Origin of the sequence: Glycomyces xiaoerkulensis (assembly GCF_002798405.1) — a bacterium.
GTDB classification, from domain to species: domain Bacteria; phylum Actinomycetota; class Actinomycetes; order Mycobacteriales; family Micromonosporaceae; genus Glycomyces; species Glycomyces xiaoerkulensis.
Genome location: NZ_PGGV01000029.1, coordinates 49,164 through 75,465 on the forward strand (window position 1 = coordinate 49,164; position 26,302 = coordinate 75,465).

Sequence of the window (26,302 nt, forward strand, 5' to 3'; positions counted from 1 at the left end):
CCCGAGTCGGAAGCCCGTCCGTCGGACGAGCGCGGCCGAACCGGCCGCGAGCGCTACAGCACCGGCATGCGACCGGTGTCCGGATCCCGGGTGGTGATGCAGTAGGGCAGGCCCGAGGGGTCGTTCATGACCCGCCAGTGTCCGAAGCGCTCACCCACGACCGCGCCGAGCCCGGCGTGCCGTTCGGCCTCGGCGTCGACGTCGGTGCAGGCCAGGTCGACGTGCGCTCGGGTCGCCTCGTGGGACCCGGCCGACTCGAGGCGCTGGAGCAGCAGCTCCAGCGCCTCGCCCGGCGACCGTTCCAGGCGTTCGAACTCCGCGCGGATGCTGGGGACGCGCTTGCGGTCGGTCAGGGCCGACCAGAACTCGACCTCGCGGTCGTACAGGTGCGGCGGGATGTCGATGCAGAGCTGGTCGACCAGGCTGTGCTGCCCGGCGGGGGAGAAGACCGGGCCGGTCCGCCGCGACTCCCCGTGGAAGTCGACCACGCAGAAGGGGAACCCGCCGGGCGAGCGCATGACCGCCAGCTCCTCCTCCGCGGCGATGCGGGTGGCACCGAGGGAGGCCGCACGGTCGGCTTCGGCGGCGACGCTGTCGACGTGGAGGTCGAGGTGGTTGCCGCCGTCACCGGACTCGACGCGCTGGACGCGGAGGTACGGGTCGCCGTTCGGAGGAAACAGCGTCGCGAACTCCCCGTCCGGACCGCGGTAGGGCGACAGGGTCGAGCGGGTGGTGTTCAGCCAGAACTCCGTCGAGGCCCGGAAGGTCGGGGCCGGTAGGTCCCAGAACGCCGTCATCCATCGAATCGCCATACGACCGAAGTCTAAGGGTTATCGCACAGATCGCACGGGACCGCTCGACCGAGCCGCGCGAGCTGGGATCGGTAGGCTGGGCCGCGAAGGGTCCGACCGCGACCCGCCTTCGGTCGACGAAGGCCGCCGACGCTGTGGGGAGGGCATCGGTTGGGGGAATCGGTGACCGACGAGACGCTCGTCCGGTCGCTGCTGAGCGAGCAGTGCCCGGACCTGGCCGACCGGGAACTGCGCCGCGTCGACGGCGGCTGGGACAACCGGATGTGGCGACTCGGCGACGACCTGGCGGTCCGCCTGCCGCGGACCTCGCGCGCGCCGTCGCTGCTGGAGAACGAGCACCGGTGGCTGCCGGTCCTGGCGCCGCGGCTGCCGCTGGCGGTGCCGGTCCCCGTCCGAAGCGGCGAGCCCTCGGAGCGGTTCCCGAAGCCTTGGATCGTGACCACCTGGGTCGCCGGTGAACCGGCCGACCGGGTCCCGATCGACCGCGGCCCGGACGCGGCCGAGGCTCTGGCGCGCTTCTTGACCGCGCTGCACGTGGAAGCGCCGGGAGACGCCCCGGTCAATTCCCGACGCGGCGGTCCGCTCAAGAGGTACGCCGACGAGATCGAGCGGCAGTCGGAGACGCTGGCTCCCGAAGGGGCGGCCGATCGGATGCGGGAGGTCTGGGACGACGCGGTAGCGGCCGCCGAGTGGGACCGGCCGGCGGTGTGGGTCCACGGCGATCTGCACCCGGCGAACGCCGTGGTCGCCGACGGCACGCTGGCGGGCGTGATCGACTTCGGCGAGATGCGCGCAGGTGATCCGGCCGCCGACCTCGCCGCGGCGTGGCTGCTGCTTCCGGAGGGCGCGGCGGCGCGGTTCTTCGAGGCGTACGCCGAAGCCGATGAGGTGACCATCCGGCGGGCGCGCGGGTGGGCGCTGCTGGGCTGCTTGCAGATGCTGGAGATCGGCCGGGCCGGTCAGCTCGGCCTGCCCGGAGGCAAGCCGACCTGGAGGCGCACCGGCGAGGCGGCGCTCAACCGACTGCTCGGATCGTCCGCCTCGTCGCCGTAAACGCTCCTCGAGGAAGGAGAGCGGTCAGCCGGAGTGCCTGGCGGTTCCGAGGAGCGCGGCGAAGTCGCCTGCGGGGAGATCGAAGACGGGCGAGTCATGGCCGAGCTTGGAGTCGCGAACCTGGAACCCGGAGGTCAGGTGGCGGGCCTCAACGCAGTCAGCGTTCGAGGAGCTGTTGCTCCGTGAGCTCCTTCTCCAGGATTGGCGGCACTCAACGCAGTCGGCGCTAGAGCCGTTAGAGCTCCGTGAGCTCTTCCGCCAGCCGGTGAACTCAGCCATGAAGAAACCTTCCGATCGGTATCGCGTTCTCCCAAAGAGCGCCCGCAATCCGATCATACAAGGCGAGTTTCTTGTCCTCGACGATGTGGCGGCTCTGGTCTATCGCTTCCACGTAGACGAAGGGCGGTCCTGCATCGGAGCGGCCATCTGGGTGGAAGATGTTGAACGCATGGAGTGCTTCGTGAGGTGCATCCACCACGCGAACTTCGCATTTGGGCATGGCATCTACCTCGAGGAGGCGCTGAACCTGATGCTCCTTCTCTGGTTCCGTGAGTCGTGAAAGCTCGGCGATCGCCTGTGCAGGGATGAGGAATCTCGCTTCCGGATGATCCGTGCGGCTGAAGAAGTGCTCGATCCGCCGCTCCTTGCGTTTCCAGCTCTTGATCTTCTGGGCCGGACCGCCTTCGAGAGGCTCCGCCAGGAGTTTCATGTGGTAGGGCTCCTTCTGGAGTAGTCCGTGAAGCAGGAGCGGATCCCAGGTGAGGATTCGGCCATACCTCCGCTCCGAACCCTCGACGATGAACAGGTTCCGTTTCTCGAGGTCCGAGATCACTCCCGGCCCCTCGTGAAGCTGCTCGATGACGTGGAGCAGGAACGCCGCGCGCTCCTTGTCAACCCCGAGCTTGAGGCAGATCAGGGCCACGTTCCCCGGATCGGGCAGGCGGTCGCCGCGCTCCCAGCCTCCGACCGTGTTCTGGTGCTTCTTGATCGCCTCGCCGATCCACTTCTGGGATACGTTTGCCTCGTCCCGGATCGCGATCAGTTCGGCGCGGACATGCCACTCGGACAGTTCGGGGTACTTCATCGAGCCTCCCATTGCAACGGCTGGACCGTCTGATGATAGCGAATCCTCCCGCCTTGGGGCTCATGCAAACCGCGCAATCCGTCCTCTCGGTTCGCGACACAATATTTGTGGCCGAATATTGTGTCAACGCTGTTGTTGACCAGCCTCCTTTGTAGCCCAATTTACGGCTTGACACCCCGTGCGAGCTGCAAAAACATCCCCTATCGTTTGATGCATCGCGGGCCGCGCCGGGCGGCTCGCGTCGGTGGGGAAATGCCTCGGGAGTCTGCGTCCTCCCGATCCAATCGCGGCTCCCGAGGCGCCACTCCACAGGCAGCGTCAGATCCGAAATGGAGAAGCAATGCGGTATCCGGTCACGCAACCGAATAGCGGCCCCGGCCGCCCGCCCGAGGAAATCGAGTTGGGGGTGACGATCGTGGGCGAGACCCGCGTGCGCGTCCTGTTCGATCCGGACTGGGGCTCGCTGGTCTGCCTGCGTGTCGCACCGGGCGAGATCGCCCAGTACCTCGGCGTCGTGACCGGTGCCAACACCGGCACGCCCAACCTCCACCTCATGGAGGATCACGGCTGGCGCTTCCCGACTCCCGAACTGCGCGAGTCGATGCGTCGGACCGTGGTGGGGCTGTACCGGAACTGGCAGGAGCAGCGATGAGACGCCGGCCCGAACCGTGGCAGGCGATCCCGGGGCGGCACGTCTCGGACGGCGGGGCTCCGCCGTGGTGCCTCACCTGCACGCGCCACTACAGAGCGCCGATTCGCTTCCCATGCGGCACCTATCGCTACCAGAATGAACGGGGGTGACACAGACTCGGGCGCGGCGGCCGGCCACTTTGTAACTGTCCCCAGGCCTCCCGTAAGGCCGCCGCGCCCGACCATCTTCCCTCGGAAGGTCCCCGCACAGAGTCCCTGGGCCGAGGGAAGAGGGGCCGGTCGGCAGGTGCCGACCGGCCCCGCGCATGCGATACTTCATCACCATGAATGCCCTAGACCGTGTCCGGCTCCGCCTCGATCGGATCCACGCCGCGGTCGGCCAGATCGATCGGTCGTTTCTCGACACGCCCGCACTGCCATGCGCGCCGCTCGGCCGGGCCCTCGGGTGCTCGATGACGCTGAAGGTCGAGACGCTCAACCCGGTGCGGAGCTTCAAAGGGCGCGGCGCGGAGACGGTCGCGGCCCTGGCCGGTGAGCAGGGCGTGTCGCGAATGGTGTGCGCGAGCGCGGGAAATCTCGGGCAGGCGCTGGCTTACAGCGGATCGCGTCGGGGCCTCGGCGTCACCGTCGTGGCGGCGACGACCGCCAATCCGCTCAAGCTCGATCGGATCGCCGCCCTCGGCGCCGACGTGCGGCTCGAAGGCGAGGACATCGAGGACGCCCGGCTGCTGGCGGGACAGATCGCGGAGGCCGACGGCGCCTACCTGGTCGAGGACAGCTTGGACCTGGCGACCTGCGAAGGCGCCGCCACGATCGGCCTCGAACTCGTCCGGGACGACCCGGCGCTCGACGTGGTGCTCGTGGCCCTCGGCGGTGGAGCTATGGCCAGCGGCGTGGCCTACGTCCTCCGCGCGCTCGCCGAACACGTGGAGGTGATCGGCGTCCAGCCGGTCGGTGCGCCCGCGATGGCGCAGTCGTGGCGGCGGGGAACGGTCGTCGAGACCGACCGCATCGAGACGATCGCCGACGGCGTCGCGGGGCGCTGTCCGATCCCCGAGGTGCTCGACGACCTGCTCGTCGTGCTCGATGACGTCGCGCTCGTGGGGGAGGACTCGATCAAGGCCGGTATGCGCGCGCTCTACGAGCACGCGGGGCTCGTCGTCGAACCGTCCGCGGCGCTTGGGATCGCCGCCGTCCTCGAGCAGCCCGAACGGTTCGCCGGGCGGCGCGTTGCCACGATCCTGTGCGGAAGCAACGTAGGACCCGACGACTTCGCGCGGTGGGTACTGGAACCGGCCGCGCGGCTCGGACGTTAGTTGCGCGCCTGGAGGGCTCACGTGCTCGGGGACGACCGGTCGGAATCGGCGGCGACGATGTCGGTCAGGGCGGTGGTGATCGATTTGACCCGGTCCGGTCCGGTGACCGCACCCCAGCGGGATTCGAGGTCGGCGAAGAAGGCTTCGCCGACCTCGGCGGCTCGACTGCCTCGATCGGCGTAGACGACCACGCGCGCCCGCCTGTCGTCGGGGTCGGGGACACGGCGAACGTAGCCGCGTTCCTCCAGGTAGCCGATCAGTTCACTCATCGCCTGCGGCGTCATCTTGGCCCGGCGGGCCAACACGGTCGGGCGTGTGCCGTCGCAGTCCATGAACCGGAAGACGTTCAGCACGTGGGTGGGACGCAGGTCGTCGTAGCCTGCCGCCACGAGATGCCGGTGGAGCTCGTCGATGACCAGGTCGAAGGCCTGAACGATGAGCTGTGGCGCCAGCATCGGCTGCTGGTTTGCATTTACTTCGGTCACCTTATAACCTCGCCTTCTAAGGAAGCCTGAATATATCAAGGATAGCGAGGGGAACCGAAATGACCTGGCGCAAAGCCGCACGAGTGACCGCGGGAATCGTCCTGACGCTCCTCGGCCTGCTGTGGATACTTCAGGGCGCCGACCTGGTGCGGATCGAGCCGATCCTGTGCGTCGCCGACTGCGAACCGGTCACCGGCGGCTCGCCGGGCTGGCTGATCACCGGCATCGTGACCGCACTGATCGGGCTGACGCTGGCCGTCGCGCCGTGGAAGCGGCGCCGACGCGACCGAGACCGGAATTGACCGGGAATCGGTGTTGAACCTGCGCGACTCTTGCAAGAGGGGACATGATGGTGTCGGCAGCGGGATACGCCGCAGGTTCGTTCCGGCCGCTCGGACTATCAACCGAGCGCCCGGAGTCAGGACACAGCACGAGGAGGCAGCCACTATGGCCTTGTTCATGACGATCGGCTACGGAGATCAAGCAGGATACGACCGGACCGACTCGTCCGTACGCGATGCGGCGCACGCCCACGACGAGCGTCTGCGAGCCAGCGGCGCACTGATGGGCGTCGCCGGTGAACCGGTACAGGTGCGCAACCACAACGCAGCGGAGATGCAGGCCACGAGCGGCACATTCATGCAATCGGAGCTGCCCGTCGCCGGATTCGCGATCATCGAGGCGGACGACATCGACGAAGCCACGCGGCTCGTCTCCGAAACACCATGCGCCGTCGCTCACGGCGTGGTCGAAGTATGGCCGCTCCGCCCGGCGGCGTGAGCGCCCGAGAGGGCACGGTCGGGACGGCGGTCGGGCGGTACCCCACTCGTGGGGTACCGCCCGACTTCGCATCGTCGGCGTGACCGGGACTCGTGAACCGCGACTCGCGCTCGCCCTCGCTCCGGCTTCGGGCCGTCAGCCGACCGTGAGCGAATGGACCGACCACAGTTCGCCGTCGCAGTCGGCGTCCGGTTCCTGTGCCCAGTCGCGGTCGGGGCGGGTCTCGGCCTCGCCTTCGTACTCGAGCGAGGACCCGCCGACGGTGAGCGTATCGCCGTCTGCGAGCCGGACCTCGCCGTCAGAGCCGGTGAAGACGATCCGGCCGTCGTCCCATCGGACCTCGCTGGCGCGCCAAACGAGGACGAGTCGCCGATCGTCATCGGCCTTGAGCCGGACGCATCGGTCGGTGATATCGAGTTCCCCGGTGCCGCCGAGGGCGTCATGGCCGCCCTCGGGCGCGGTATCGGAATCGTCGATCACCGCGAGCGGGCCGTAATCGGTGCTTGAGGAATCGGACTGGCCGCAGCCTGCGAACGGGATCGACATCGCCAGCGCGGCCACCAGGACCCCTGCGCGCCTACGCGGTCCGGGCTTGTGCACCGGGTGCGTCGCCAAAGTAGACCACCTTCGAAACGACATCTCTCATCTGTCCAGGACGCCATCCTACGTGCGACCAAGTCGCGGAAGCACCGGTTCGACCGGAGCGTGCCGTCGGTTCGAGGTCTGCTGTCCCGCATCGTTTGCGGGAACCGAATACTCTCGTATCGAGCGCGGCCGCCGGCGGGCCGACGCCGAAATGGAGTGAGGAGTGCGGATGGACGACCGGATACTCGATCCGGATGGCGCCCAAGATCGACTCGCCGCCTGGAAGGACCGGATCGACCAGCTCGCGGCCGATACCAAGGCGATGAGCGATCAACTGGAGGAGCTGCGTCTGACCGTCGCCGACTCCAACCGGATCTGCGAGGTCACCCTCGACCACTCCGGGAACATCGTGGATCTCCAGTTGAGCTCGCGGATGAACCGGGCCCGGCCCGAGGACGTGGCGAGAACGATCATGGAGACCGTCCAAGAGGCCAAGCACCGCCTGGCCGACCGGTCCCGGGAGATCATCGAGACCACGCTCGGCGCCGACTCGGCCGCGGGCCGGGCGATCGCCGGGCGCGTCCGCAACCAGCTCGATCCCGATGACGACTCCGACCAGAACGGGCGGGGGTGAGCCGTCATGGGCGACGGAGTCGGCGTCGAGCCCGAAGAACTGCGCGGACACGCCTCCAACCTGGAGTCCCTGAAGGCGCGTTTCAAGGCGGCCAGTTGCCACATCCAGCAGGAAGACGAGGCGTACGGACTGCTGTGCAGTTGGATGCCGTCCGTCCTCGAAGCCAGGCACACCCGCCAGGACGAACTCATCGCGTTCGCCGAGGACAATCTCGACCGCGCCGCCCGGGCGGTGCGGCAGACGGCCGACGACAACAGCCGTTCGTTCGCCGAGCAAAAGAACGAACTCGGGAATTTGGGCCGGTCGACATGCCGGATGAGTCGCTGATCGCCGAACTGGCAAGCGTGCCGTCGGCTCGGCTGAGGCGGCTCCTGGCAGGCCGGTCTGCCTCCGCCGGCATGTCCGGGTCAAGAGACTTCGACGATGACCTTTCCCAGGTTGTCGCCTGCGGCCAGCCGTTCGAAGATCGCGGGGGCCTCCTCCAGGGGATCGATCCGGTCCACCGCGGGGGCCACGGCCCCGTCGGTCACCAGGGCGGTGACCGCCTCGAGGTCGGTGCGCGATTGCGGCACCGCCAGCACCCTGACCCGCTTCCCGTCGGATCGGCCGATCGTCCATCCGGCGAGCACGGTCGCGAGCAGTACCCGTGTGTACCCGCCCACCATCAGATACGTGCCGCCGGCGCGGAGTGCCTTGTGCACGCGGTACGGCGAGCGGTGCGCGACGAGGTCGACGATGCGGTCGTAGCGGCCGCGCTGATCGGCCCAGTCCTGCTCGGCGAAGTCGATCGTCTCGTCGGCGCCCAGGCGCAGCAGGTGGTTCCGCTTGTCGGCGCGGTCCACGGCGGTCACGGCCGCGCCGAGGTGCTTGGCCAGCCCGATCACGAACGCGCCACCCGATCCTCCCGCGCCGTTGACCAGCAATCGGTCACCGGACCGGAGCCCCCGCGTGGCGCGGTGCGCGATGCAGCCCGCCTGCGGGATCGCCGCCGCATCCGAGAAGGACAGACCCGGCGGCTTGCGGGCCAGCAGGCGCGGCGAGGCCGCCACGAACTCGGCGAGCGCGCCACGGTATCCGGGCAGTTCACCGAACACCTCGTCGCCCGCCGCGTACTCGGTCACCGAATTCCCCACCGCCGCCACGATCCCCGCGATATCGGATCCGGGCACCGGATTGCGCGGGCGCCGCAGTCCGGCCACGCGCGCGTAGTAGGGCCTGCCTGCGAGGTTCTCGCGGTCCGATCCGTTCAGCGAGGCGGCCTTGACTTGGACCAGGATCTCATCGTCCGCCGGTTCCGGTTTCGGGAGATCAGCGACGGCGATGACGTCGGGTGGTCCGTAGCGGTCCTGGATGACGGCTCTCATGAGGGGACTCCTGGTTTGCAGCGGCGGGGAACCCATCATAGACGGCGACATCCGAGCGCGCGGCTTTCGCCGGGACGGGTGGGCCGAATCGGGGGACAACTATTGAAAGCCGTGATCACTCAATACAACCGATACTGGCAAGAGAGGTGTGTTTTGCCTGGGTCGACTGCGTCGGCTCTTCGACCGAGCGTGAATGAAAGTTCTTGAACCCTGCTATCCTCGGTCTCATCCCCGGTGATCGTCCAAGGAGGCCGTCGTGACGCTCATCCGCAATTCGGTCGTCCTCCCGTGCGACCCCGAAGAAGCCTTCGACTATCTCTCGGATCTTCGCTCTGAACTGGAGTGGAACCCCGACTGCACCTCGATGGAGAAGGTCACCGGCGGGCCGGTCGATCAGGGAACCAAGTTCCGGGCGCGGTGGAAGGGCAGCCCCGAAACCGAGGTCACGATCACCGACTACCGACGCCCCACGACCTGGACTGCCCATGCCGAAGGATCGTTGGAGATCAACTTCACCGCGAGACTCGAGCCGTCGTCCGGGAGCACTGAACTCAACGTCGACTTCGATGTTCGACCGCACGGGTTCTTCCGCCTGGTATTCCCTGCAATCCAACTGATGCTGCGGCGGCAGGAGAAGGCCAACATGAGGCGACTGCGGGAAACGTTCGAGAGACGAGCCGGGGCGAATCCGGACGGCGGCTGAACCGCCTTCTCGGCCCGAGATCGGCGCCGCTTTCGGTATTGCCGGCGGCCGTCCGGCCCGAACGGCCCGCGGGGCCTCACGTCTCGAGCTCTTGCAGCATCGCCTCCGCTTCGGCGGCCAGATCACGGTTCGGGTATTCGTCCACCAACATCTGCAGCAGATCGATCGCCCGCTCCCATTGCGATTCCGAGCGTTCCGGATCGCTCTCGGCGTTGAACTCGGATGACTCGACCAACAGACCGGCGCAGGCGAACGCCGCATCGGGACGGATCCCTTCGAGCTGCTCCAGCATCGGTGCCACCAGCGGGCCGGACTCCGACACCTCGGCGGGCAGGTCCGAGTCAGGGCCGGTCAGGCTCTCCACCTGCGCGAACACCAGGCAGGCCGTGCGGTTCCCGGAAATGTCCTCCCGCCATTGATCGGCCACGTCCTCCAGGCCGGTCAGGGCCCGCTCGGCCAGCGGATCATCGGGCTCGGCGGCCACCAGCGCCTGGACGTCGGCGAGGGCCTGGTCGAACCGCTGCACCGGATCGGCGTAATCGACCAGCGTCGCCAGCACCAGGTCGACCTGGAGCGACAGGATCCGCTGCTCGGCCTCCGCATGCAGCAGTGCGTCGTGCCGCTGCAGGTAATGGGTCTCCAGACTGCGGATCGCCGCATCGATCCTCACCTTCTCGGACCCGCTGTAGAACTCGTCGTCCTCGATCACGGCATCGAGGTAGTAGCCGCATGTCATGGCCTGACTGCGGATGGCGTCGTACCGGTCGGTGGCCAGCGCGTGGTGGCCCCAGTGCAGGTGCTCGGCCTCGGCCACCGCGGCCGCGCAGTCGCCTCGCGCGTGGGCATCCGTCTGGGCGTCGTAGCGCCGCTCGGCGTCGAGGACGATCCAGCCGTACGCGCCCGCATAGGCCGCCAGCACCGCGACGAACGCGGGCAGCCAGAACCGGCCGCGCCCCGGTAGGGGACCGGGGGACTTGGAGTAGCGGTGGTAGGCGGTTTCGAAGTCGGCGGCTCGCCAGGCCGCGATGGCCGTTGTCAGTGCCACCAGTCCGACCGCGACGAACCAGAACGGCGGCGGTGGGGGTTCGGACCGGCGGATGATGAGTGCCAGTACGCCGGTGACGAACAGGGTGGTTCCGAACTGGGGCCAGCGCCGCAGGTAGGCGAATCCGAGTCCGAGGGCGGTGGCGTTGCCGAGCGCGGCGGTCGCGGCGTGTCGGTGGAGGGCCCACCATCCCGGGTTGTCGGGGGCCGGTTCGGTCTCGTCGGACGTCATAGGGGGCTCACTCCAAGGGGGCGCGGCATCCTCCCAGTGTGCACCACGACGTCGAGGCGATCTTGGATGATCGTTCCCCGTTCAGTCGTCGAATTCGAAGCCGTCGGCCTCGGCCGTGGCGATGAGCCGACGCACGCGGTCGCCGTCCTCGATCACGGTGCGCATCATCGTGGCCAGTGTTTCGAGGGCCGTCCGGTCCGTGCCGTGGGCGCAGAACATGCCGCCCTCGGAGTCGTAGGAGAACCGGCTGCCGAGCGCAGGGTCCTCGGCGCTGACCAGGAGTTGCGCGACTCCCTCCCAGAAGTACCCGTTCGGTTCGTGGCCGAGCCGTTCGATCAGTTCGTCCACCGGCGTGGTGCCGGCGTCCAGCAGCAGTGAGAAGCTCCCGGGGGTGGTCTCGACCAGCTTCATCAGGCTCATCCGAGAAAGCTAGCACCCGGCTGCGACACGGGCGGCGGCCAAGCGGATCGACCGGCGGTCGCCCGCACCGAACCGCTCGTCCGGTCTCACGTCTCGAGCTCTTGCAGCATCGCCTCCGCTTCGGCGGCCAGGTCACGGTCCGGATACTCGTCCACCAGCATCTGCAGCAGTTCGGTCGCCCGTTCCCAGTAGGCTTCCGAATTGTCGGGGACGTCATCGGCGGTGGATTCGGCCTGCTCGACCAGCATTTCGGCGCAGACGAAGGCGGCGTCCGGACGGATCTGGTCGATGCGCTCCAGTATCGGAGCCACCAGCGGCCCGGATTCCGACGCCTCGGCGGGTATCGGCGAGTCGGGTCCGGTCAAGGTTTCCAGGTCGGTGGTTATCAGACAGGCCGAATCGTCTTCGAATACTTCTTCCCGCCACCACCTCGACACGTGCTCCAGGCCGGTCACAACCCGCACTGCCTGCGGAGCTTCGGGATCGTTGGCGATCATCGCCTGGACGTCGACGACGGCGTTGCCGAACCGATCCCCGGGAACCTCATGCCCGGCAAGCGAGGCCAGCACCAGGTCGACCTGCTGCGCCAGTCGCCGCTGTTCGGCCTCGTTCTGCAGCAGCGCATCGGGCCGCTCCAGGTAGGCGTTGAGGCGTGCGATCTTCCCCTCGATCACCAGGGGGTCGGTCCGGTGGGACTGGTCCTCGTACATCGAATCGAGGTAGATCTCGCACGTCCGGGCCTGGCTGCGGATGGCGTCGTGCCGGTCGGTGGCCAGGGAGTGGTGGCCCCAGTGCAGGTGGTCGGCCTCGGCCACGGCCGTCTCGCAGTCGCCTTTCGCGTGGGCGTCGGTCTGGGCGTTGTAGTGTCGTTCGGCGTCGAGGTTGATCCAGCCGTAGGCGCCTGCGTAGGCGGCCAGCACGGCGGCGAACGCGGGGATCCAGAACCGGCCGCGTCCCGGCAGCGGTCCGGGGGACGGGGAAGTGCGGTGGCGGAGGGTCTCGAAGTCGGCCGCTCGCCATGCCGCGATGGCCGTCGTCAGTGCCACCAGTCCGACCGCGACGAACCAGAACGGTGCCGGCGGGGGCTCCGATCGGCGGATGATGAGGGCCAGCACGGCGGTGACGAACAGGGTGGTTCCGAACTGGGGCCAGCGCCGCAGGTAGACGAATCCGAGCCCGAGGGCGGTGGCGTTGCCGAGCGCGGCGGTCGCGGCGTGCCGGTGGAGGGCCCACCATCCGGGGCTGTCGGGGGCGGGTCCGGTCTCGTCGGACGTCATGGGTCTCACTCCAAGGGGCGCGGCGTCCTCCCAGTGTGCCGTATGGTGCCGATCCAGCTCCATACCGCAGCGGACACTCCGGAGGCCGATCTGGATGAGGCCGTCCCGCCCCTCCGGACGTAGGCTGGGGGTGTGAGTGAGCATGCGGGTACTTCCGGTGATCGGGTTCGGAGGGATGCGCGCTGGGACGCGCACCGCCGCCGGGCCGGCATGGTCCAGGACCTGCGCGAGCGCGGGGCGATCGGCGCCGCGGCGGTCGAGCGTGCCATGTCGACCGTGCCGCGTCACCGGTTCATTCCAGAGGTGACGGTTCGGACCGCCTATCAGGACGTAGTCGTGGTCACCAAGCGCGACAGCGCGGGCGAGGCGGTCAGTTCGGCCTCCCAGCCGGCGGTGGTGGCCCAGATGCTCGGGCAGCTCGACGTCCGGCCCGGCCAGCGGGTGCTCGAGATCGGGGCCGGCACCGGGTACAACGCGGCGCTGCTGGCCGAGCTGGTGGGCCCGGAGGGATCGGTCACGACCGTCGACCTCGACGCCGACACCGTCAATCGGGCCCGCGAGTCGCTGGACGCCGCCGGGTACCGGCGGGTCCGGGTCGTCCAGGGCGACGGTGAGCGCGGCTTCGCCGACGGCGCCCCCTACGACCGGATCATCGTGACCGTCGGGACCTGGGACCTGCCGCCGGCCTGGTGGGACCAGCTCGCCGAGGGCGGGATCCTGGTCGTGCCCTTGGAGATCCGCAGTTCGGAGCACTCGATCGCCTTCGAGTACGTCGGCGGGGTCCTGCGCAGCCGGTCGATCATCTGCTGCGGGTTCATGCCGATGCGCGGGATCGGCGCGCACGGGACCCAGACGGTCGAACTGTCGGCGGGCCGGATACTGACCTTCCACGCCGACAAGGAGGTGGACGCGGCCGGGGCCCAAGGGGTCCTGGACGAGCGCGGGACGTCGGTGTGGACGGAGGTCGCGGTCCGGCTTGGTGAGGACATGGCCCAGCTCGCGCTCTGGTTGGCGTGCGCGTTCCCCGGCTGCGGGCGGATGAGCGCGCCGTTCGGGGACCACGGGCAGTTCAGGCTGCTGCTGCGCTGGGCCAATCCGGCGGTGGTCGACGGGCGCGATTTCGCGTACGTGGCGTGTCGGCGCAGCGGCGATGGGAGCGATGCCGAGGTCGGGGTGCGCGGGCACGGACCGAACGCCTCGGCGCTCGCGCGGAAGCTCGCCGAGCAGGTCCGGGCCTGGGACCGGCTGTGCCGCGAGGACGTGCGGCTGCGGATCGACGCCTACCGCAGCGAAGTCGGGCCTACCGTGGACGGCCGTTTCGTGGTGCCCAAGCTCCACAGCCGGCTCGCCATCCAGGCCGTCTAGGGTCCTACGACCCCGGGAGGAGGCGCGGTCGCGCCTCGGGGCGGACGCGGCCGTCGCACCGCCCGGGTAGCGTCGGAGCCGACCGCCGACACCCAGCGGAGGAAACCTGATGTCCGACACCACCACGGCTGAGGCCGGGGCCGATCCGACGGCCTCGGAACCACCCGACAAGGCGCCCATATCGCGGCTGTGGGCCTACGCCAAAGACCACGTGCGACTGCTGCTGATCGGAGGCGCCCTCTCGTTCGGCGGCGGCATCGCCGGACTGGTCCAACCCCTGATCGCGATGGAGGTCATCGACGCCCTCTCCGCCGACGACTCCCTGCGCGACCCGCTCCTGCTGCTCGCGGCCGTGGTCGTGGTCGGCGGGACCCTGAGCGCGCTGGGCCCCTACCTGATGCAGATCGCCGGGCAGGACGTCGTCCTGGGCGTCCGGCGGAGCCTGGTGGGCCGGCTGGTGCGACTCGAGGTCGCCGAGGTCGACCGGCTCCGGCCCGGAGACCTGGTCTCCCGTTTGACCTCGGACACCAACCTGCTGCGCACCGTGGCCAGCACCACGGTGATCGGCGGGGTCACCGACGCGTTCATGATCCTCGGCGGTATCGCGCTCATGGCCTGGCTGGACCCGGTCCTGTTCGGCACCACGATGGCGATGGTCGTGATGGTCACCGTCACGATGATGTTCATCCTGCCGCGCATCCAGAACGCCACGCGCGATTCGCAGAAGGCCCTGGGCGACATGGGATCGCTGCTGGAGCGGATCTTCAGCGCCTTCCGCACCGTGAAGGCCTCCAGCGCCGAGGACCACGAGATCGGCAAGCTCGACCAGGCGGCGAAGACCGCCCGGGACCGGGGCGTCACCGCCTCGCTGTGGGAAGGGCTCGCGGGCGTCGCGGCGTGGATGCCGATCAACATCGCATTCCTGATGGTGCTCGGCGTCGGCGGCGCCCGGGTCGCCTCCGGCGCGATGGACGTCGGCACGCTGATCGGCTTCCTGCTGCTCCTGTTCTACCTGATGGGACCGGTCAACGGCCTGATCGCCTCCCTGTCGCAGCTCCAGATCGGCCTGGCAGCGGTCAAGCGGATCGAGGACGTGGCCGGACTGGCCGCCGAGGAGTCCGGGAACGGCGAGGCGCCGACCGCCACCGGTCCGGCGCGGGTGTCGTTCGAGGACGTCCGGTTCCGCTACGGCGACGACCTCCCCTTCGTCCACCACGGCGTGACCTTCGAGTCGAGCGGCAAGGGCCTGACCGCGTTCGTGGGCCCCTCCGGCGCGGGCAAGACCACGGTGTTCTCGCTGATCGAACGGTTCTACCCGATCACCAGCGGCGCGGTGAGGGTCGACGGCCGGGACGTCCGCGACTGGCCGCTGGCCGACCTGCGGGAGACGATCGGCTACGTCGAGCAGGACGCACCGGTCCTGGACGGGACGCTGCGCGAGAACCTGGTGATGGCCGCGCCCGACGCCACCGAGGCCGAGATCCTCGACGTGGTCGAGCGGGCCCGACTCGCCGAGCTGGTGGGGAAGCTGCCCGAGGGCCTCGACTCGGCGATCGGATACCGGGGGACGACCCTGTCGGGCGGAGAGCGCCAACGGGTGGCGATCGCCAGGGCGCTGCTGCGCAAACCGCGCCTGCTGCTGCTCGACGAGGCGACCTCGCAGCTCGACGCGACCAACGAGGCGGCCCTGAAGCAGCTCATGCTCGACGCCGCCGAACGCACCAACGTGCTGGTGGTGGCCCACCGGCTGTCGACGGTGACCAGCGCCGACCAGATCGTGGTCCTGGACACCGGCAGGGTCCGCGCCGTGGGCTCCCACGCCGAGCTGGTCGAGCAGGACGAGCTCTACCGCGACCTGGCCGCCCAGCAGCTCCTGGCAGTCGCCGAATAGCGAACGGCGGCGCGGCCGGACTCCGGTCACGGCCGCGCCGCCCCGACCGCACGTCCGAATAAGACTGATCGCGTGATTTGGGACGGCATTCAACGCTCGTTCACAACAGGGAAGGCTCCATGAAGGCCGCAGCCGCTGTACTGGAGGCACCTGAACCCGAACGAGAAGAGGAAACGCATGTCCCGCAAGGGTGTCCTCCTCCGCGGACTCGCCGCCGCGGCCGCCGCCGGCTTCGCCATCACCTTCGCCGCCGACACCGCCGCCGCCAAAGGCGGCCACCACCCGCCCGCCGACGACGAACCGACCGTCATCGCCCACCGCGGCGCCAGCGGCTACCTGCCCGAGCACACGCTCGAAGCCTACGAGCTCGCGATCGCCCTGGGCGCCGACGTCATCGAACCCGACCTGGTGCTCACCGCCGACGGCGAACTGCTCGCCCGCCACGAGCCGTACCTGAGCGGCACCACCGACGTCGAAGACCGCCCCGAGTTCGCCGACCGCGAGACCACCAAGAACGTCGAGGGCCGACAGATCACCGACTGGTTCGCCGAGGACTTCACCGTCGCCGAACTCAAAACCCTCCGCGCCGAAGAGCGCCTGCCCGACCTGCGCCCCCGGAGCGCCAAGTGGGACGGCCGGTTCCAACTGGTCACCTACGGCGAGCTCCTCGACCACCTCGAGGCGCGCGGCCACGACGTCGTCACCTACCCGGAGATGAAGCACCCGGCCTACTACGACCGGATGGGACTGAGCATCGAGGACGCGCTGGCCGACACGCTGGCCGAACGCGGCCTGGACCGGGCCGATTCGCCGGTGTGGGTGCAGTCGTTCGACTACGACAGCCTGATCGAGATCGCAGAGCGCATCGAGAACCCGATCGGCCTGAACATCGGCGGCTCGGGGACCATCTCGGACGCCGATCTCGACCGGTACGCCGCGACCCTGGACACCGTCAGCCTCAGCAAGGACCGGATCGTGCCGCGCGACGCCGAGGGCTACCTGCTGGAGCCGACCGACGTGGTCGACCGGGCGCACGCGCGGGGCCTGGAGGTGCACGTGTGGACCTTCCGCAGCGAGAACGCGTTCCTGCCGGCCGACTTCCGGAAGGGCGACAGGCCCTCCAAGCGGGGCCGCTACAAGGACGAGTACGAGCTGTTCTACGGGCTCGGCGTCGACGCGGTCTTCAGCGACCACCCGGACAAGGCGATCCGGGTGCGCGAGAAGCGCTAGGCGGGTTCGGCCAGGGCTCGTCCGAACGCCGAGGGGCCGTCCCGGCCGCCGGGGGCGGCCCCTCGGTCCTGCGCGTATCCGGGTCGAGCCTCCCGCCCGGGGTCTTCCGGTCCGCGCCGGATCGCGATCTGGAAGTGGACGGTCTCGGCGGGCGCGCCGAGCGGATCGTCCGCCGCGGGCCGCATCTCGTTGACCGCGATGCGCTCGTCGTAGACGGCCTTGCCGTACCGGGACCAGAACGCCACCGCTCCGGGAGCCCGGGCGTCGACGTAGAGGTGGACGCCGGTGTAGCGCTCGCGCGAGGCGATGAACGCCAGGCACCGGCGGGCCAGTGCGTCCCCCAGGCCCCGCCTGCGGTGCTCGGGACGGACGTACACCCGCCGCAGGGTCGCGGTCCGGCCCTCCTCGAAGCGGCAGGTCACCTCGACCGGGTGGGGCGGCGAGGTCGGCGTCTGGCCGCGGACTCCCGCGGTGCCCACGACTGATCCGTCCACTTCGGCCACGAACAGCGCGTTGTCCTCCGGGGCCGAGTAGTGCGACTCCAAATCGATTATGTCCGAATGGGGCCCTGGGCGGTAGCCGTGTCCGAGGTCGCGGTACAGGGTGTCGAGCATGACCGATCTCGCCCGATCGAGATCGTCCGGTAGGGCCCGGCGAATCGTATACGCGCGCAGGGGCGTCTCGTCGAATGCGGGGATGGGACTCGACATGGATTCGATTGTTCCACCGCCGGCGCGCGGGCATCGCATCTCGACAGCGAGACTATCCTCACTGGAGTGCGTTATGCGGCCGTTATCGATGCATCCGAAGCGGCCGGTGCCCTTCGGCCGGGCCCGTGCCGGGTGAGGGCCGGTCCGGGCGGCGTCAGCCGGCGAAGCGGTCGGTGAGGCCGAACAGGGCCCCGCTGGGCGAGGACAGCACCGCGGTCCGCGCCCGCTCCTCGCCCGGCGGCACCACGACCCGCCCGCCGAGACCGACCGCCCTCGCGGTCTTCCGGTCGAGCGAATCGGCGCCGAAGCAGACCACCCACTGCGGATCCAGGTCCCGCTCCGGGCCGTCGGCGGCGTGGCATCCACCGAACTCCAGGCCCGTCTCCCGCGTCCGCAGCGCGACGGGCGCGTCCGGGCCGCCGGCAGGGCGGACGCCCAGCGCCCAGTCCAGCAGCTCGGCGTAGAACTGCATCGGCTCGGCCGGATCCCCGTCGTAGACGTACTCGAACCAGGCGGTCGCGCCCGGCTCGCCGTAGGCGGTGAAGCCCATGCCGTCGTTGAGCGGCTCGTAGAGGCCGAACCCGCCGCCGTCGGGGTCCTTGAGGGCGGCGTAGACCAGGTCGTCGCCGACGCGCATGGGCTGGGTGATCGTGGTCGCGCCGAGCTTCTCGGCGTGGGCGGCCGCGAGCAGGCAGTCCTCCACGTGGAAGGCCACGCCCCAGCTCGCCGGCCTGTCGGGCTGGTCGGTCTGGTTCGGGGCGATGCCCGCCACCGCGCGGGCGTTGGCGACGCTGGTGCCGAGGCACAGCTCGGTGTAGTGCCCGAACTCCTCGCCGGCGTCGAAGGTCTTCCAGTCGAAGAGGCGGGTGTAGAACTCGAGCTCGGCGGCCAGATCGGGGGCGTTCGCATCGGCCCAGATCGGGGCGCCGAGCGGTATCGAGGTCGGCATCGGAGCCGCTCCTTCGCGGGTCGGGGTCGGAATCCCCAATCACGGTCCCACGCGGGTACGACCCGGGCAAGCGTTTCAGCCTACGGCCGCAGGGGAGCCCGAACACCGCGCCGCTCAGAGCCGGCGTTCGCGCAGCAGGTCGCGGATCTGCTCCAGCAGCACGAGCTGCTCCTCGCGCTCGGCCTCCGCCTCCTCGGGCGCTGCCGCCATCCGCTCGCGGAGCCGGTTGAACGGGACCACCACCACGAAGTAGACCGCCGCAGCGGTCAGGACGAACACCACGATGCCGTTGAGGAACAACCCGTACGGGAACTCGACGCCGTTGACCGCGAAGCTGCCGCCGGCCTCCTCCCCGCCGGTCATGAGGGCGATGGCCGGGTTGATGAACGCCTCGCCGAACGAACCGACCAGCGCGGTCACCGCCGCGCCCATGACGACGGCCACGGCCAGTTCGACCACGTTCCCGCGCATCATGAAGTCCTTGAAACCTTTGATCATGGCCGAAATTCTCGCATCCGCCCAGGCCGGAACAGACTCGGCGAATCACCACATGTCGCATTCGCGAGGCCGGTGAGCCGAAGTTCACATGATCGAAATATTTCGCGACAGCCTTTTAACACAGCGGCTCGGGCTGCGTAACACGCCGCAGTGAAGCTGGCATGACTCCGGTAGGTAGGAGAACACGCGCCGGCCGCTTGCCGCCGCCTCGGACGGCGGCTCGACCGGGCCACGACGGCCCCTCGGTCGGCGCGTGGCACCTGCCCCGAGCAATGTCGCTCCCCTCGAAGCCGGAACCAGACTCTAAGCCCACTTTCGCCTATCACTGGAGAAGAGAGGAGGCGGCAATGCCCGAGCTCGATACCGGGAACAACTCCTGGATCCTTATCTCCGCCGCCCTAGTGCTGCTCATGACCCCGGGACTGGCCCTGTTCTACGGGGGTCTGACCCGGGCCAAGAGCGTCATCAACATGATGCTGAAGTGCCTGGTCGCCATCGGCACCACCAGCATCGTCTGGATGCTCGTCGGCGAGTCGATGGCCACCGACGGCAGCGGGAACTTCTTCCCGACCGACTTCTCGGGCGCCTTCGGACTCGACTACGTGACCGACCTCGGCACCGTCGACGGCGGCGTCTCGGCCGGAGCCATGTCGGCCTTCGGCATGATGTTCGCGATCATCACCGTCGCCCTGATCGCCGGCGCCGTCGCCGACCGCATGAAGTTCTCCTCCTGGGTCGTGTTCGCCGTCGCCTGGGTCGTCCTGGTCTACGCCCCGGTCGCCTACTGGGTGTGGGGCTCGGGCTGGATCGACGGCCTCGGCGTCATGGACTACGCCGGCGGTACCGCGGTCCACGCCAACGCCGGTGCCGCGGCGCTCGCCCTCGCGCTGGTCGTCGGCCGCCGCGTCGGCTGGAAGGACGGCACCTTCGCCCCGCACAACCTGCCGCTGGTCGTCATCGGCGCGGGCCTGCTGTGGTTCGGCTGGTTCGGCTTCAACGCCGGCTCGGCCTTCGTCGCCGACGAGGCCGCCGGCCTGGCGCTGCTGAACACCCAGGTCGCCACCGCCGCGGCGATCCTCGCCTGGCTCGTGATCGACCGCCTCCGCGGCATCAAGCCGTCGGTGCTCGGTGCCTGCTCCGGCGTCATCGCCGGCCTGGTCGCCATCACCCCGGCCGCCGGCCTGGTCGCGCCCCTCGGCGCGGTCGCGATCGGCGCCATCGCCGGTGTGATCTGCCCGCTGGCGATCGGCCTGAAGCACAAGCTCGGCTACGACGACTCGCTCGACGTGGTCGGCCTGCACATGGTCGCCGGCATCTGGGGCTCGATGGCCGTCGGTCTGTTCGCGGTCGCCGACATCACCGAGGTCACCTGGGGCGACGCCCAGAACGGCCTGTTCTACGGCGGCTCGTTCGGCTTCTTCGCCAACCAGACCGGCGCGGTGTTCGCCGTGGTCGGATACTCGTTCGTGGTGGCCCTCATCATCGGCCTGATCCTGAAGTTCACCATCGGCGTCCGCATCAGCGAAGAGGACGAGCTGGCCGGCATCGACGCCGCCCAGCACGGAGAGGCCGGCTACGACCTGCCGGTCAACGGCGAGGCCTTCCCGGCCCCGACGTCCCCGACCGACGCTCCCGACAAGGTCCAAGCCTAGACAAAGCGCGCCCGTCGCCATCTCCGCGGACGGCCGCCCGGTCTCAGACCGGGCGGCCGTCCTTGTCGCCTGCGACCGGGCCGTTAAGCTCGTAGGAGTACCCAGCTTTAACACCACCGAGAGGTTCGCCCGTGTTCGACGCCTTGTCAGAACGTCTGTCGGGAATCTTCGACTCACTGCGCGGCAAGGGCCGCCTGACCGAAGCAGACATCGACGCCACTGCCCGCGAGATCCGCCTGGCGCTGCTCGAGGCCGACGTCGCCCTCCCGGTGGTCAAGACCTTCATCTCCCAGGTCAAGGAGCGCTGCAAGGGCGCCGAGGTCTCCAAGGCCCTCAACCCCACCCAGCAGGTGGTGAAGATCGTCAACGAGGAGCTGGTCGGCATCCTCGGCGGCGAGACCCGCCGGCTCAACTACGCCAAGCGGGCCCCGACGGTCATCATGCTCGCCGGCCTCCAGGGCTCCGGTAAGACCACCCTCGCCGGCAAGCTCGCCAAGTGGCTCAAGGCCGACGGCCACTCGCCCCTGCTGGTCGCCGCCGACCTACAGCGGCCCAACGCCGTCGGACAGCTCGAGATCGTCGCCGAGCGCGCCGGGTCGGCGATCTACGCCCCCGAGCCCGGCTCGGGCGTCGGCGACCCGGTGAAGGTCGCCGGCGACGCGATCGGCGAGGCCGAGCGCGCCGGCCGCGACGTGGTCATCATCGACACCGCCGGCCGGCTCGGCATCGACGAGGAGATGATGACCCAGGCACGCGACATCCGCGAGGCCACCGACCCCGACGAGGTCCTGTTCGTCATCGACGCGATGGTCGGCCAGGACGCGGTCAACACCGCCGAGGCCTTCCGCGACGGCGTCGGCATCTCCGGCGTGGTCCTGTCCAAGCTCGACGGCGATGCCCGCGGCGGCGCCGCACTGTCGGTCCGCCACGTCACCGGCCAGCCGATCCTGTTCGCCTCCACCGGCGAGAAGCTGGAGGACTTCGACGTCTTCCACCCCGACCGGATGGCCTCGCGGATCCTCGGCATGGGCGACATGCTCACGCTCATCGAGCAGGCCGAGAGCGCCTTCGAGGCCGAGCAGAAAGAGGAGATGACCCAGAAGATCCTCGAAGGCGAGGACTTCACCCTCGAGGACTTCCTGGAGCAGATGCAGGCCATCAGCAAGATGGGCCCGATCGGCAACATCCTCAAGATGATGCCCGGCATGAACCAGATGAAGGACCAGATCGAGTCGATCGACGACAAGCAGATCGACCGGACCACCGCGATCATCCGCTCGATGACGCCCGAGGAACGCAGGAACTCCAAGGTCATCAACGGCTCGCGGCGCCTGCGCATCGCCAACGGTTCGGGCGTGACCGTCTCCGAGGTCAACCAGCTCCTCACCCGGTTCAAGGACGCGCAGAAGATGATGCGCCAGATGAGCGGCGCGATGGGCGTGGGCGGCGGCGGCAAGGCCACCAAGTCGAACAAGGTCAAGCGCAAGGGCAAGAAGGGCAAGAAGAAGGTCGTGCGCCGCGGCGGGCCCGGAGGCGGGCCGGCCGGATCGCCGCAGCTCCCCGGCGGGATGCCCGGCGGCGCGCCCGGCGGCCAGATGCCCGACCTGTCGAAGCTCAACCAGGACGACCTGCCCGACATCGACCTCGAAGAGTTCGCGAAGCAGCAGAAGAAGAAGCGCTGACCGAAGCCGTGGACAGCGGCCGGGCCCGTGGGCGATACTGCGAGGCGTCATGACTGAGACGCAAGTGCCCACGCGCCCGCTCCACCTCCGCGTGGTCTGGCTGCCCGACGACACCGTCCGCGACCTCTACGTCGACGGCGACCGCATGACCTTCGACCCGGTGGACGGCGCCGAGACCGTCGCCACGGCCGGATTCGCACTGCCCGGCCTGGTCGACGCCCACTGCCACATCGGCATCCGGCGCGGGGCGGCCCCCATCGAATCGCTCGACGAGGCCCGCTCCCTGGCCTACACCGACCGCGACACCGGAGTCCTGGCCATCCGCGACGCCGGTTCGCCGTACCCCTACCCCGAACTGGTCGGCGAGGACGGACTCCCGCGCCTCATCCGCGCCGGGCAGCACATCGCCGCCTCCAAGCGCTACCTGCGCGGCATCGGGCTCGAATGCGAGCCCGACGAGGCCGCCGGAGCCCTGGCCCGCCAGGCCAAGTTCGGCGACGGCTGGGTCAAACTCGTCGGCGACTGGATCGACCGCTCCCGCGGCGACCTGGCCCCCAGCTTCGAACCGGAGGTCCTCACCGCCGCCATCGAGGCCGCCCACACCGAAGGCGCCAAGGTGGCCGTCCACACCTTCTCCGAAGAGGCCGTCGCCTGCGTCGTCGAGGCGGGCGCCGACTCGGTCGAGCACGGCACCGGACTCGCGCCCGACCTGCTCGACCGCATGGCCGCCCAGGGCACCGCGCTGGTGCCCACCATGGTCAACATCGACACCTTCGACGACATCGCCGCCACCGCCGAATCCAAGTTCCCCACTTACGCCGACCACATGCGCCGCCTCAAAGCCGGTTTCCCCGACGTGGTGCGCGCCGCCTGGGAGGCGGGCGTGCAGGTCTACCTCGGCACCGACGCGGGCGGCGGCATCGACCACGGCCTGGCGGCCGAGGAGATGCACCTGCTGCACGAGCGGGCCGGCATCCCGGTCGACGGCCTGCTCGCCGCCGCCTCCTGGAAGGGGCGCGACTGGCTCGGCCTCCCCGCCGACCTCGGCGACCTCGTCGTCTACGACCGCGACCCGCGAGTCGACCTCTCGGCCCTCCGCGAACCGGCCGCGATCATCCTGCGCGGCCGCGTTCTCGCCTGATGCCAGAAGTATGCAATGGACGGTTCGGTTCGGAGGATCGTTCATTGGTCGGATAAGCTTGATCGGCCCGAATCGCCGGAACGACGAAAGCTTCCGAAATGAATGATCACCCTGCGAACGACTCCGCCGACACTCCCGATGAATCCGAAACCGGCCGATCGCCCGAGAACGCGAATCCGAATGCGACCGGACCGGTCGGCCCGCAATTCCCGCCCGCGCCGCCCGCACCCGTGCCCGGCGGGGTGCCCGCCGCGCGGCCGGAGAACGGCATGGGCACGACGGCCCTGGTCTTGGGCATCATCGGACTCGCCATCGGTTGGATCCCGGTGGTCGCCTGCTTCGGATGGATCGCCTGCATTCTGGCGATCGTATTCGGCGGAATCGGGCTATCCAAGGCCGGCAGCGGAAAGGCGACGAACCGAGGCTCCGCGATCGCCGGAATGTCGCTCGGAATCATCGGATTCGTCATCGGCCTGATCCTGACCATCGCGGTCTGGGGCACTTTCAGCTCGATATCGGACATTTCCGAGGCTTCGGATGAGCCCGAAGCCGTAGAGGAGCCCGTGCCCGCCGACGAGGCGGAAGAAGAGGAGGCCGAAACCGATCCGGCCGAGGACGAACCCCAAGACTCCCAGGGCGTCGGCGCCGGCATCTGGGAGGTCGGCGCCGATATCGAGGCCGGAACCTATGTCACGACCCCGCCCGGGGACGGAGCGTTCGACGGTTGCTATGTGGCGCGGTTGTCGGGGTTCAGCGGTGAGTTCGAGGACATCATCGCCAATGCCAACATCGACGGCGGCGGCCGCGGGCGCATCACCATCGACGAGAGCGACACCGGCGTCGAGTTCACCGGAGACTGCACCTGGCAGCTCGCCGGCGAGGACAACCTCGCCGACCCCGGCGCCGAGGTCGGCCGCGGCGTCTGGGAGGTCGGCACCGAAGTCGAGCCGGGCACCTACGTCACCCAAGCCGAAGAGGACGGAGCGTTCGACGGTTGCTATGTGGCGCGGTTGTCGGGGTTCAGCGCTGAGTTCGAGGACATCATCGCCAACGAGAACATCGACGGCGGCGCCCAAGGCCGCATCACCATCGACGAGAGCGACACCGGCGTCGAATTCAGCGGCGAATGCGTCTGGACCCTCCAATGACCGTCGCAGCCGACGACGTCGCTGGTCGGGGAGTCGCCGACTGAGACCACCTAGCCATCGCATTGTGGCACCGGTTGTATATGGTGAGCGCCTGTGTCGATTCCACCCGAACAGAGAGTGTAGAAGCGATGTCCTATCCCCCGCCTCCGGACCAGTCGGGTCAGGGTGGTTACCAGTACGACCCATACGGCGGCCAGCCCGATTCCCAGCCCCCGAGCCCGCAGCCCGGGGGCTACAGCCCTCAGCCGCCGCCCATGCAGCAGCCCGGGTACGGCCAACCGGCGCAACCCCAGCAGCCCTACGGGCAGCAACCGGGCATGCCGCCGCAGTACGGCGGCATGCCCCCGCAGGAGCCGCCCAAAGGGCAGGCGATCGCCTCGATGGTGCTCGGCATCTGCGGTGCCGCGCTGGTCTGCATCCCCTTCGTGAACCTGGCGCTGGGCATCATCGCCGCCGCCCTCGGCGGCGTGGCGCTCAAGAAGGTCAACGCGGGCCAGGCCGGAGGCAGGGGCATGGCCATCGCCGGCCTGGTGCTCGGGATCATCGTCTGCGGCCTGTTCGCACTGGGACTCATCCTGCGTGCGATCGGCATGGCCACGTTCTACTCCACCGGGTTCTGAGACCCGGGCCGACCCGAAACGAACGCAAGCGGCGCGGGCGAAGCCCGCGCCGCTTAGCCGCGTCCGCTACATCGTCACCAGGCAGAACGGGTGGCCCACCGGGTCGGCGAAGACCCGGAAGCTCGCCCCGCCTCCTTCGAGCCGGCGGGCGCCGAGCTCCAGCACCCGCCGTTCGGCCTCGTCGAGGTCCTCGACCCGGAGGTCGAGGTGCATCTGCTGCGGGACGGCCGGGTCCGGCCAGGTGGGGGCGCTGAACACCTCCGCCCGTTGGAAGGCCAGCCCCGGACGGTCCGGCGCGTCGCCGATGACCACCCAGTCGCCGTCGTCCTGCACTTCGATGAAACCGAGCAGTCCGCGGTAGAACGCCGACAGTTCCTTGGGATCCGGGCAGTCGATCACCAGCCCGTGCCATGCACCAATCATGCCCGCAGTGTGGCAGAGCGGCCCGACACCGGTCCGGCGATCAGGTCACGTCCTCGAACCCGCCGCCGGCGCGGTCGGTGCTCGGCTCGCGCCGGTCGCGATCGTCCTCGGCGCTGCCGCCGACGGCCTTCGAGGCCGACTGGTGGGGACTCTGCCCGTTGACACCGCGACGGGCGTCCTCGACCCCCCGGTTGACCCCGCGGGTGGTCTCGTTGAGCTCGTCCTTGACCGGCTTGGCGGTCTCCTCGAGGTCCTGCATCGTCGACTTCAGCGGGTTGGTCAGCATCTCCTGGTCCTCTTCGCTCAAGACGTGCTTGCGCACGAACGTCCTGGGGTTGAGGTCCTCGGGCTTGACGTCGATGCCGGTCTCGCGGCTCAGATCGGAGGCGGCGTTCGAGGCCATGTTGCGCGCCTTGACGATGAACCTCCGGATACTGGCCAGCGCATGCGGAATCTTCTCGGGCCCCCACAGGAACAGGGCGAGCAGGAGCAGGATCAGGAAGCCCGTCGTACCGATATTTCCGAACACGTCGACCTCTCAGGAGCTGAAGAA

31 protein-coding genes are annotated in these 26,302 nt (G+C 69.2%); 16 read left to right on the forward strand and 15 right to left on the reverse strand.

Annotated elements, in window-relative coordinates:
* Positions 1 to 53: 53 nt before the first annotated feature.
* A complete protein-coding gene (locus CUT39_RS10805) occupies positions 54 to 812 on the reverse strand; it encodes a VOC family protein (RefSeq protein ID WP_100446403.1) in 759 nt (252 codons plus the stop codon).
* Positions 813 to 974: 162 nt separating this feature from the next.
* Between CUT39_RS10805 and CUT39_RS10810 the strand changes: the two genes are divergently transcribed.
* On the forward strand, positions 975 to 1,865 hold the full coding sequence (locus tag CUT39_RS10810) for an aminoglycoside phosphotransferase family protein (RefSeq protein WP_198587056.1): 891 nt from the start codon (positions 975 to 977) through the stop codon (positions 1,863 to 1,865).
* Positions 1,866 to 1,889: 24 nt separating this feature from the next.
* Here CUT39_RS10810 and CUT39_RS10815 read toward each other — a convergent pair whose 3' ends face one another.
* Positions 1,890 to 2,201: a DUF397 domain-containing protein gene (locus CUT39_RS10815; RefSeq protein WP_332870158.1), complete on the reverse strand. Its 312-nt coding sequence runs from the start codon at positions 2,199 to 2,201 to the stop codon at positions 1,890 to 1,892.
* The gene (locus CUT39_RS10820) at positions 2,137 to 2,949 is read right to left on the reverse strand and encodes a Scr1 family TA system antitoxin-like transcriptional regulator (protein ID WP_157930604.1); all 813 of its coding nucleotides are present in this window, start codon (positions 2,947 to 2,949) and stop codon (positions 2,137 to 2,139) included. The genes CUT39_RS10815 and CUT39_RS10820 overlap by 65 nt, the downstream gene beginning before the upstream one ends.
* A 400-nt stretch (positions 2,950 to 3,349) precedes the next feature.
* Here CUT39_RS10820 and CUT39_RS10825 point away from each other — a divergent pair, with 400 nt between their 5' ends.
* Positions 3,350 to 3,601: a hypothetical protein gene (locus CUT39_RS10825; RefSeq protein WP_157930605.1), complete on the forward strand. Its 252-nt coding sequence runs from the start codon at positions 3,350 to 3,352 to the stop codon at positions 3,599 to 3,601.
* 322 nt (positions 3,602 to 3,923) lie between these two features.
* The gene (locus CUT39_RS10830) at positions 3,924 to 4,916 is read left to right on the forward strand and encodes a threonine ammonia-lyase (RefSeq protein WP_100447072.1); all 993 of its coding nucleotides are present in this window, start codon (positions 3,924 to 3,926) and stop codon (positions 4,914 to 4,916) included.
* Positions 4,917 to 4,933: 17 nt separating this feature from the next.
* Here the strand turns inward: CUT39_RS10830 and CUT39_RS10835 are convergent, their stop codons facing one another.
* A complete protein-coding gene (locus CUT39_RS10835; RefSeq protein WP_157930606.1) occupies positions 4,934 to 5,401 on the reverse strand; it encodes a MarR family winged helix-turn-helix transcriptional regulator in 468 nt (155 codons plus the stop codon).
* A 59-nt stretch (positions 5,402 to 5,460) separates the two neighbouring features.
* Between CUT39_RS10835 and CUT39_RS10840 the strand changes: the two genes are divergently transcribed.
* On the forward strand, positions 5,461 to 5,703 hold the full coding sequence (locus CUT39_RS10840) for a hypothetical protein (protein ID WP_198587057.1): 243 nt from the start codon (positions 5,461 to 5,463) through the stop codon (positions 5,701 to 5,703).
* A gap of 145 nt (positions 5,704 to 5,848) precedes the next feature.
* A complete protein-coding gene (locus CUT39_RS10845) occupies positions 5,849 to 6,181 on the forward strand; it encodes a YciI family protein (protein ID WP_100446415.1) in 333 nt (110 codons plus the stop codon).
* A gap of 135 nt (positions 6,182 to 6,316) precedes the next feature.
* Here the strand turns inward: CUT39_RS10845 and CUT39_RS10850 are convergent, their stop codons facing one another.
* The gene (locus CUT39_RS10850) at positions 6,317 to 6,796 is read right to left on the reverse strand and encodes a hypothetical protein (RefSeq protein WP_157930607.1); all 480 of its coding nucleotides are present in this window, start codon (positions 6,794 to 6,796) and stop codon (positions 6,317 to 6,319) included.
* A 199-nt stretch (positions 6,797 to 6,995) separates the two neighbouring features.
* On the opposite strand from CUT39_RS10850, the gene CUT39_RS10855 reads away from it, so the two are divergent.
* On the forward strand, positions 6,996 to 7,400 hold the full coding sequence (locus CUT39_RS10855) for a YbaB/EbfC family nucleoid-associated protein (RefSeq protein ID WP_100446419.1): 405 nt from the start codon (positions 6,996 to 6,998) through the stop codon (positions 7,398 to 7,400).
* A gap of 6 nt (positions 7,401 to 7,406) precedes the next feature.
* Positions 7,407 to 7,727: a hypothetical protein gene (locus CUT39_RS10860; RefSeq protein ID WP_100446421.1), complete on the forward strand. Its 321-nt coding sequence runs from the start codon at positions 7,407 to 7,409 to the stop codon at positions 7,725 to 7,727.
* Between the two features lie 80 nt (positions 7,728 to 7,807).
* On the opposite strand, the gene CUT39_RS10865 is transcribed toward CUT39_RS10860, so the two are convergent.
* On the reverse strand, positions 7,808 to 8,764 hold the full coding sequence (locus CUT39_RS10865) for an NAD(P)-dependent alcohol dehydrogenase (RefSeq protein WP_198587058.1): 957 nt from the start codon (positions 8,762 to 8,764) through the stop codon (positions 7,808 to 7,810).
* 256 nt (positions 8,765 to 9,020) lie between these two features.
* On the opposite strand from CUT39_RS10865, the gene CUT39_RS10870 reads away from it, so the two are divergent.
* Positions 9,021 to 9,467, forward strand: coding sequence for an SRPBCC family protein (locus CUT39_RS10870; protein WP_100446425.1), 447 nt, complete (start codon positions 9,021 to 9,023; stop codon positions 9,465 to 9,467).
* Positions 9,468 to 9,543: 76 nt separating this feature from the next.
* Here CUT39_RS10870 and CUT39_RS10875 read toward each other — a convergent pair whose 3' ends face one another.
* The 3 genes from CUT39_RS10875 to CUT39_RS10885 all read right to left on the reverse strand — a co-directional run bounded on the left by CUT39_RS10875 (position 9,544) and on the right by CUT39_RS10885 (position 12,440).
* On the reverse strand, positions 9,544 to 10,743 hold the full coding sequence (locus CUT39_RS10875; RefSeq protein ID WP_100446427.1) for a hypothetical protein: 1,200 nt from the start codon (positions 10,741 to 10,743) through the stop codon (positions 9,544 to 9,546).
* Between the two features lie 81 nt (positions 10,744 to 10,824).
* Positions 10,825 to 11,163 (reverse strand): Imm51 family immunity protein, encoded by a 339-nt coding sequence (locus CUT39_RS10880; RefSeq protein WP_100446429.1) that lies wholly within the window; start codon positions 11,161 to 11,163, stop codon positions 10,825 to 10,827.
* Between the two features lie 86 nt (positions 11,164 to 11,249).
* Positions 11,250 to 12,440, reverse strand: a complete 1,191-nt coding sequence (locus tag CUT39_RS10885; RefSeq protein WP_100446431.1) for a hypothetical protein — start codon at positions 12,438 to 12,440, stop codon at positions 11,250 to 11,252.
* A 132-nt stretch (positions 12,441 to 12,572) separates the two neighbouring features.
* On the opposite strand from CUT39_RS10885, the gene fxlM reads away from it, so the two are divergent.
* The 3 genes from fxlM (at position 12,573) to CUT39_RS10900 (ending at position 16,926) form a co-directional block, all read left to right on the forward strand.
* Complete coding sequence (gene fxlM / locus CUT39_RS10890) at positions 12,573 to 13,805, forward strand: methyltransferase, FxLD system (protein WP_157930608.1); 1,233 nt, start codon at positions 12,573 to 12,575, stop codon at positions 13,803 to 13,805.
* Positions 13,806 to 13,914: 109 nt separating this feature from the next.
* Positions 13,915 to 15,696 carry an ABC transporter ATP-binding protein gene (locus CUT39_RS10895; RefSeq protein WP_100446435.1) on the forward strand — a complete coding sequence of 594 codons (1,782 nt, stop codon included), beginning with the start codon at positions 13,915 to 13,917 and terminating at the stop codon, positions 15,694 to 15,696.
* A gap of 177 nt (positions 15,697 to 15,873) precedes the next feature.
* Positions 15,874 to 16,926, forward strand: coding sequence for a glycerophosphodiester phosphodiesterase family protein (locus CUT39_RS10900; protein WP_100446437.1), 1,053 nt, complete (start codon positions 15,874 to 15,876; stop codon positions 16,924 to 16,926).
* Here CUT39_RS10900 and CUT39_RS10905 read toward each other — a convergent pair.
* The 3 genes from CUT39_RS10905 to mscL all read right to left on the reverse strand — a co-directional run bounded on the left by CUT39_RS10905 (position 16,923) and on the right by mscL (position 19,083).
* The gene (locus CUT39_RS10905; protein WP_198587059.1) at positions 16,923 to 17,636 is read right to left on the reverse strand and encodes a GNAT family N-acetyltransferase; all 714 of its coding nucleotides are present in this window, start codon (positions 17,634 to 17,636) and stop codon (positions 16,923 to 16,925) included. The two genes, CUT39_RS10900 and CUT39_RS10905, sit on opposite strands and share 4 nt — an antisense overlap.
* A gap of 154 nt (positions 17,637 to 17,790) precedes the next feature.
* Positions 17,791 to 18,585, reverse strand: coding sequence for a VOC family protein (locus CUT39_RS10910; protein WP_100446439.1), 795 nt, complete (start codon positions 18,583 to 18,585; stop codon positions 17,791 to 17,793).
* Between the two features lie 114 nt (positions 18,586 to 18,699).
* Positions 18,700 to 19,083, reverse strand: coding sequence for a large conductance mechanosensitive channel protein MscL (mscL, locus tag CUT39_RS10915; RefSeq protein WP_100446441.1), 384 nt, complete (start codon positions 19,081 to 19,083; stop codon positions 18,700 to 18,702).
* Positions 19,084 to 19,430: 347 nt separating this feature from the next.
* On the opposite strand from mscL, the gene CUT39_RS10920 reads away from it, so the two are divergent.
* From CUT39_RS10920 to CUT39_RS10930, 3 genes are all read left to right on the forward strand, one after another.
* Positions 19,431 to 20,735, forward strand: coding sequence for an ammonium transporter (locus tag CUT39_RS10920; RefSeq protein WP_100446443.1), 1,305 nt, complete (start codon positions 19,431 to 19,433; stop codon positions 20,733 to 20,735).
* A 131-nt stretch (positions 20,736 to 20,866) separates the two neighbouring features.
* Complete coding sequence (gene ffh / locus CUT39_RS10925; protein WP_100446445.1) at positions 20,867 to 22,417, forward strand: signal recognition particle protein; 1,551 nt, start codon at positions 20,867 to 20,869, stop codon at positions 22,415 to 22,417.
* 49 nt (positions 22,418 to 22,466) lie between these two features.
* Positions 22,467 to 23,558 (forward strand): amidohydrolase family protein, encoded by a 1,092-nt coding sequence (locus CUT39_RS10930; protein WP_100446447.1) that lies wholly within the window; start codon positions 22,467 to 22,469, stop codon positions 23,556 to 23,558.
* 106 nt (positions 23,559 to 23,664) lie between these two features.
* Here the strand turns inward: CUT39_RS10930 and CUT39_RS20285 are convergent, their stop codons facing one another.
* Positions 23,665 to 24,081 (reverse strand): hypothetical protein, encoded by a 417-nt coding sequence (locus CUT39_RS20285; RefSeq protein ID WP_157930609.1) that lies wholly within the window; start codon positions 24,079 to 24,081, stop codon positions 23,665 to 23,667.
* Between the two features lie 40 nt (positions 24,082 to 24,121).
* Between CUT39_RS20285 and CUT39_RS10940 the strand changes: the two genes are divergently transcribed.
* Positions 24,122 to 24,706 (forward strand): hypothetical protein, encoded by a 585-nt coding sequence (locus CUT39_RS10940; protein WP_157930610.1) that lies wholly within the window; start codon positions 24,122 to 24,124, stop codon positions 24,704 to 24,706.
* 254 nt (positions 24,707 to 24,960) lie between these two features.
* Positions 24,961 to 25,326, forward strand: coding sequence for a DUF4190 domain-containing protein (locus CUT39_RS10945; RefSeq protein ID WP_157930611.1), 366 nt, complete (start codon positions 24,961 to 24,963; stop codon positions 25,324 to 25,326).
* Positions 25,327 to 25,392: 66 nt separating this feature from the next.
* Here CUT39_RS10945 and CUT39_RS10950 read toward each other — a convergent pair whose 3' ends face one another.
* On the reverse strand, positions 25,393 to 25,749 hold the full coding sequence (locus CUT39_RS10950; protein WP_100446453.1) for a VOC family protein: 357 nt from the start codon (positions 25,747 to 25,749) through the stop codon (positions 25,393 to 25,395).
* A 40-nt stretch (positions 25,750 to 25,789) separates the two neighbouring features.
* Positions 25,790 to 26,278, reverse strand: a complete 489-nt coding sequence (locus CUT39_RS10955; RefSeq protein WP_100446455.1) for a Sec-independent protein translocase family protein — start codon at positions 26,276 to 26,278, stop codon at positions 25,790 to 25,792.
* Between the last annotated feature and the right edge of the window lie 24 nt (positions 26,279 to 26,302).

What these genes read in the sequence shown, in the direction of transcription:
- CUT39_RS10910 (WP_100446439.1), bottom strand. Translation starts at nt 18,585, where the DNA reads ATGCCGACCTCGATACCGCTCGGCGCCCCGATCTGGGCCGATGCGAAC.
- CUT39_RS10860 (WP_100446421.1), top strand. Translation starts at nt 7,407, where the DNA reads ATGGGCGACGGAGTCGGCGTCGAGCCCGAAGAACTGCGCGGACACGCC.
- CUT39_RS10840 (WP_198587057.1), top strand. Translation starts at nt 5,461, where the DNA reads ATGACCTGGCGCAAAGCCGCACGAGTGACCGCGGGAATCGTCCTGACG.
- CUT39_RS10805 (WP_100446403.1), bottom strand. Translation starts at nt 812, where the DNA reads ATGGCGATTCGATGGATGACGGCGTTCTGGGACCTACCGGCCCCGACC.
- CUT39_RS10820 (WP_157930604.1), bottom strand. Translation starts at nt 2,949, where the DNA reads ATGAAGTACCCCGAACTGTCCGAGTGGCATGTCCGCGCCGAACTGATC.
- CUT39_RS10905 (WP_198587059.1), bottom strand. Translation starts at nt 17,636, where the DNA reads ATGTCGAGTCCCATCCCCGCATTCGACGAGACGCCCCTGCGCGCGTAT.
- CUT39_RS10930 (WP_100446447.1), top strand. Translation starts at nt 22,467, where the DNA reads ATGACTGAGACGCAAGTGCCCACGCGCCCGCTCCACCTCCGCGTGGTC.
- CUT39_RS10880 (WP_100446429.1), bottom strand. Translation starts at nt 11,163, where the DNA reads ATGAGCCTGATGAAGCTGGTCGAGACCACCCCCGGGAGCTTCTCACTG.
- CUT39_RS10920 (WP_100446443.1), top strand. Translation starts at nt 19,431, where the DNA reads ATGCCCGAGCTCGATACCGGGAACAACTCCTGGATCCTTATCTCCGCC.
- CUT39_RS20285 (WP_157930609.1), bottom strand. Translation starts at nt 24,081, where the DNA reads ATGTCCGATATCGAGCTGAAAGTGCCCCAGACCGCGATGGTCAGGATC.
- mscL (WP_100446441.1), bottom strand. Translation starts at nt 19,083, where the DNA reads ATGATCAAAGGTTTCAAGGACTTCATGATGCGCGGGAACGTGGTCGAA.
- CUT39_RS10895 (WP_100446435.1), top strand. Translation starts at nt 13,915, where the DNA reads ATGTCCGACACCACCACGGCTGAGGCCGGGGCCGATCCGACGGCCTCG.
- CUT39_RS10945 (WP_157930611.1), top strand. Translation starts at nt 24,961, where the DNA reads ATGCAGCAGCCCGGGTACGGCCAACCGGCGCAACCCCAGCAGCCCTAC.
- CUT39_RS10950 (WP_100446453.1), bottom strand. Translation starts at nt 25,749, where the DNA reads ATGATTGGTGCATGGCACGGGCTGGTGATCGACTGCCCGGATCCCAAG.
- CUT39_RS10845 (WP_100446415.1), top strand. Translation starts at nt 5,849, where the DNA reads ATGGCCTTGTTCATGACGATCGGCTACGGAGATCAAGCAGGATACGAC.
- CUT39_RS10900 (WP_100446437.1), top strand. Translation starts at nt 15,874, where the DNA reads ATGTCCCGCAAGGGTGTCCTCCTCCGCGGACTCGCCGCCGCGGCCGCC.
- CUT39_RS10830 (WP_100447072.1), top strand. Translation starts at nt 3,924, where the DNA reads ATGAATGCCCTAGACCGTGTCCGGCTCCGCCTCGATCGGATCCACGCC.
- CUT39_RS10885 (WP_100446431.1), bottom strand. Translation starts at nt 12,440, where the DNA reads ATGACGTCCGACGAGACCGGACCCGCCCCCGACAGCCCCGGATGGTGG.
- CUT39_RS10855 (WP_100446419.1), top strand. Translation starts at nt 6,996, where the DNA reads ATGGACGACCGGATACTCGATCCGGATGGCGCCCAAGATCGACTCGCC.
- CUT39_RS10875 (WP_100446427.1), bottom strand. Translation starts at nt 10,743, where the DNA reads ATGACGTCCGACGAGACCGAACCGGCCCCCGACAACCCGGGATGGTGG.
- CUT39_RS10865 (WP_198587058.1), bottom strand. Translation starts at nt 8,764, where the DNA reads ATGAGAGCCGTCATCCAGGACCGCTACGGACCACCCGACGTCATCGCC.
- CUT39_RS10815 (WP_332870158.1), bottom strand. Translation starts at nt 2,201, where the DNA reads ATGATCGGATTGCGGGCGCTCTTTGGGAGAACGCGATACCGATCGGAA.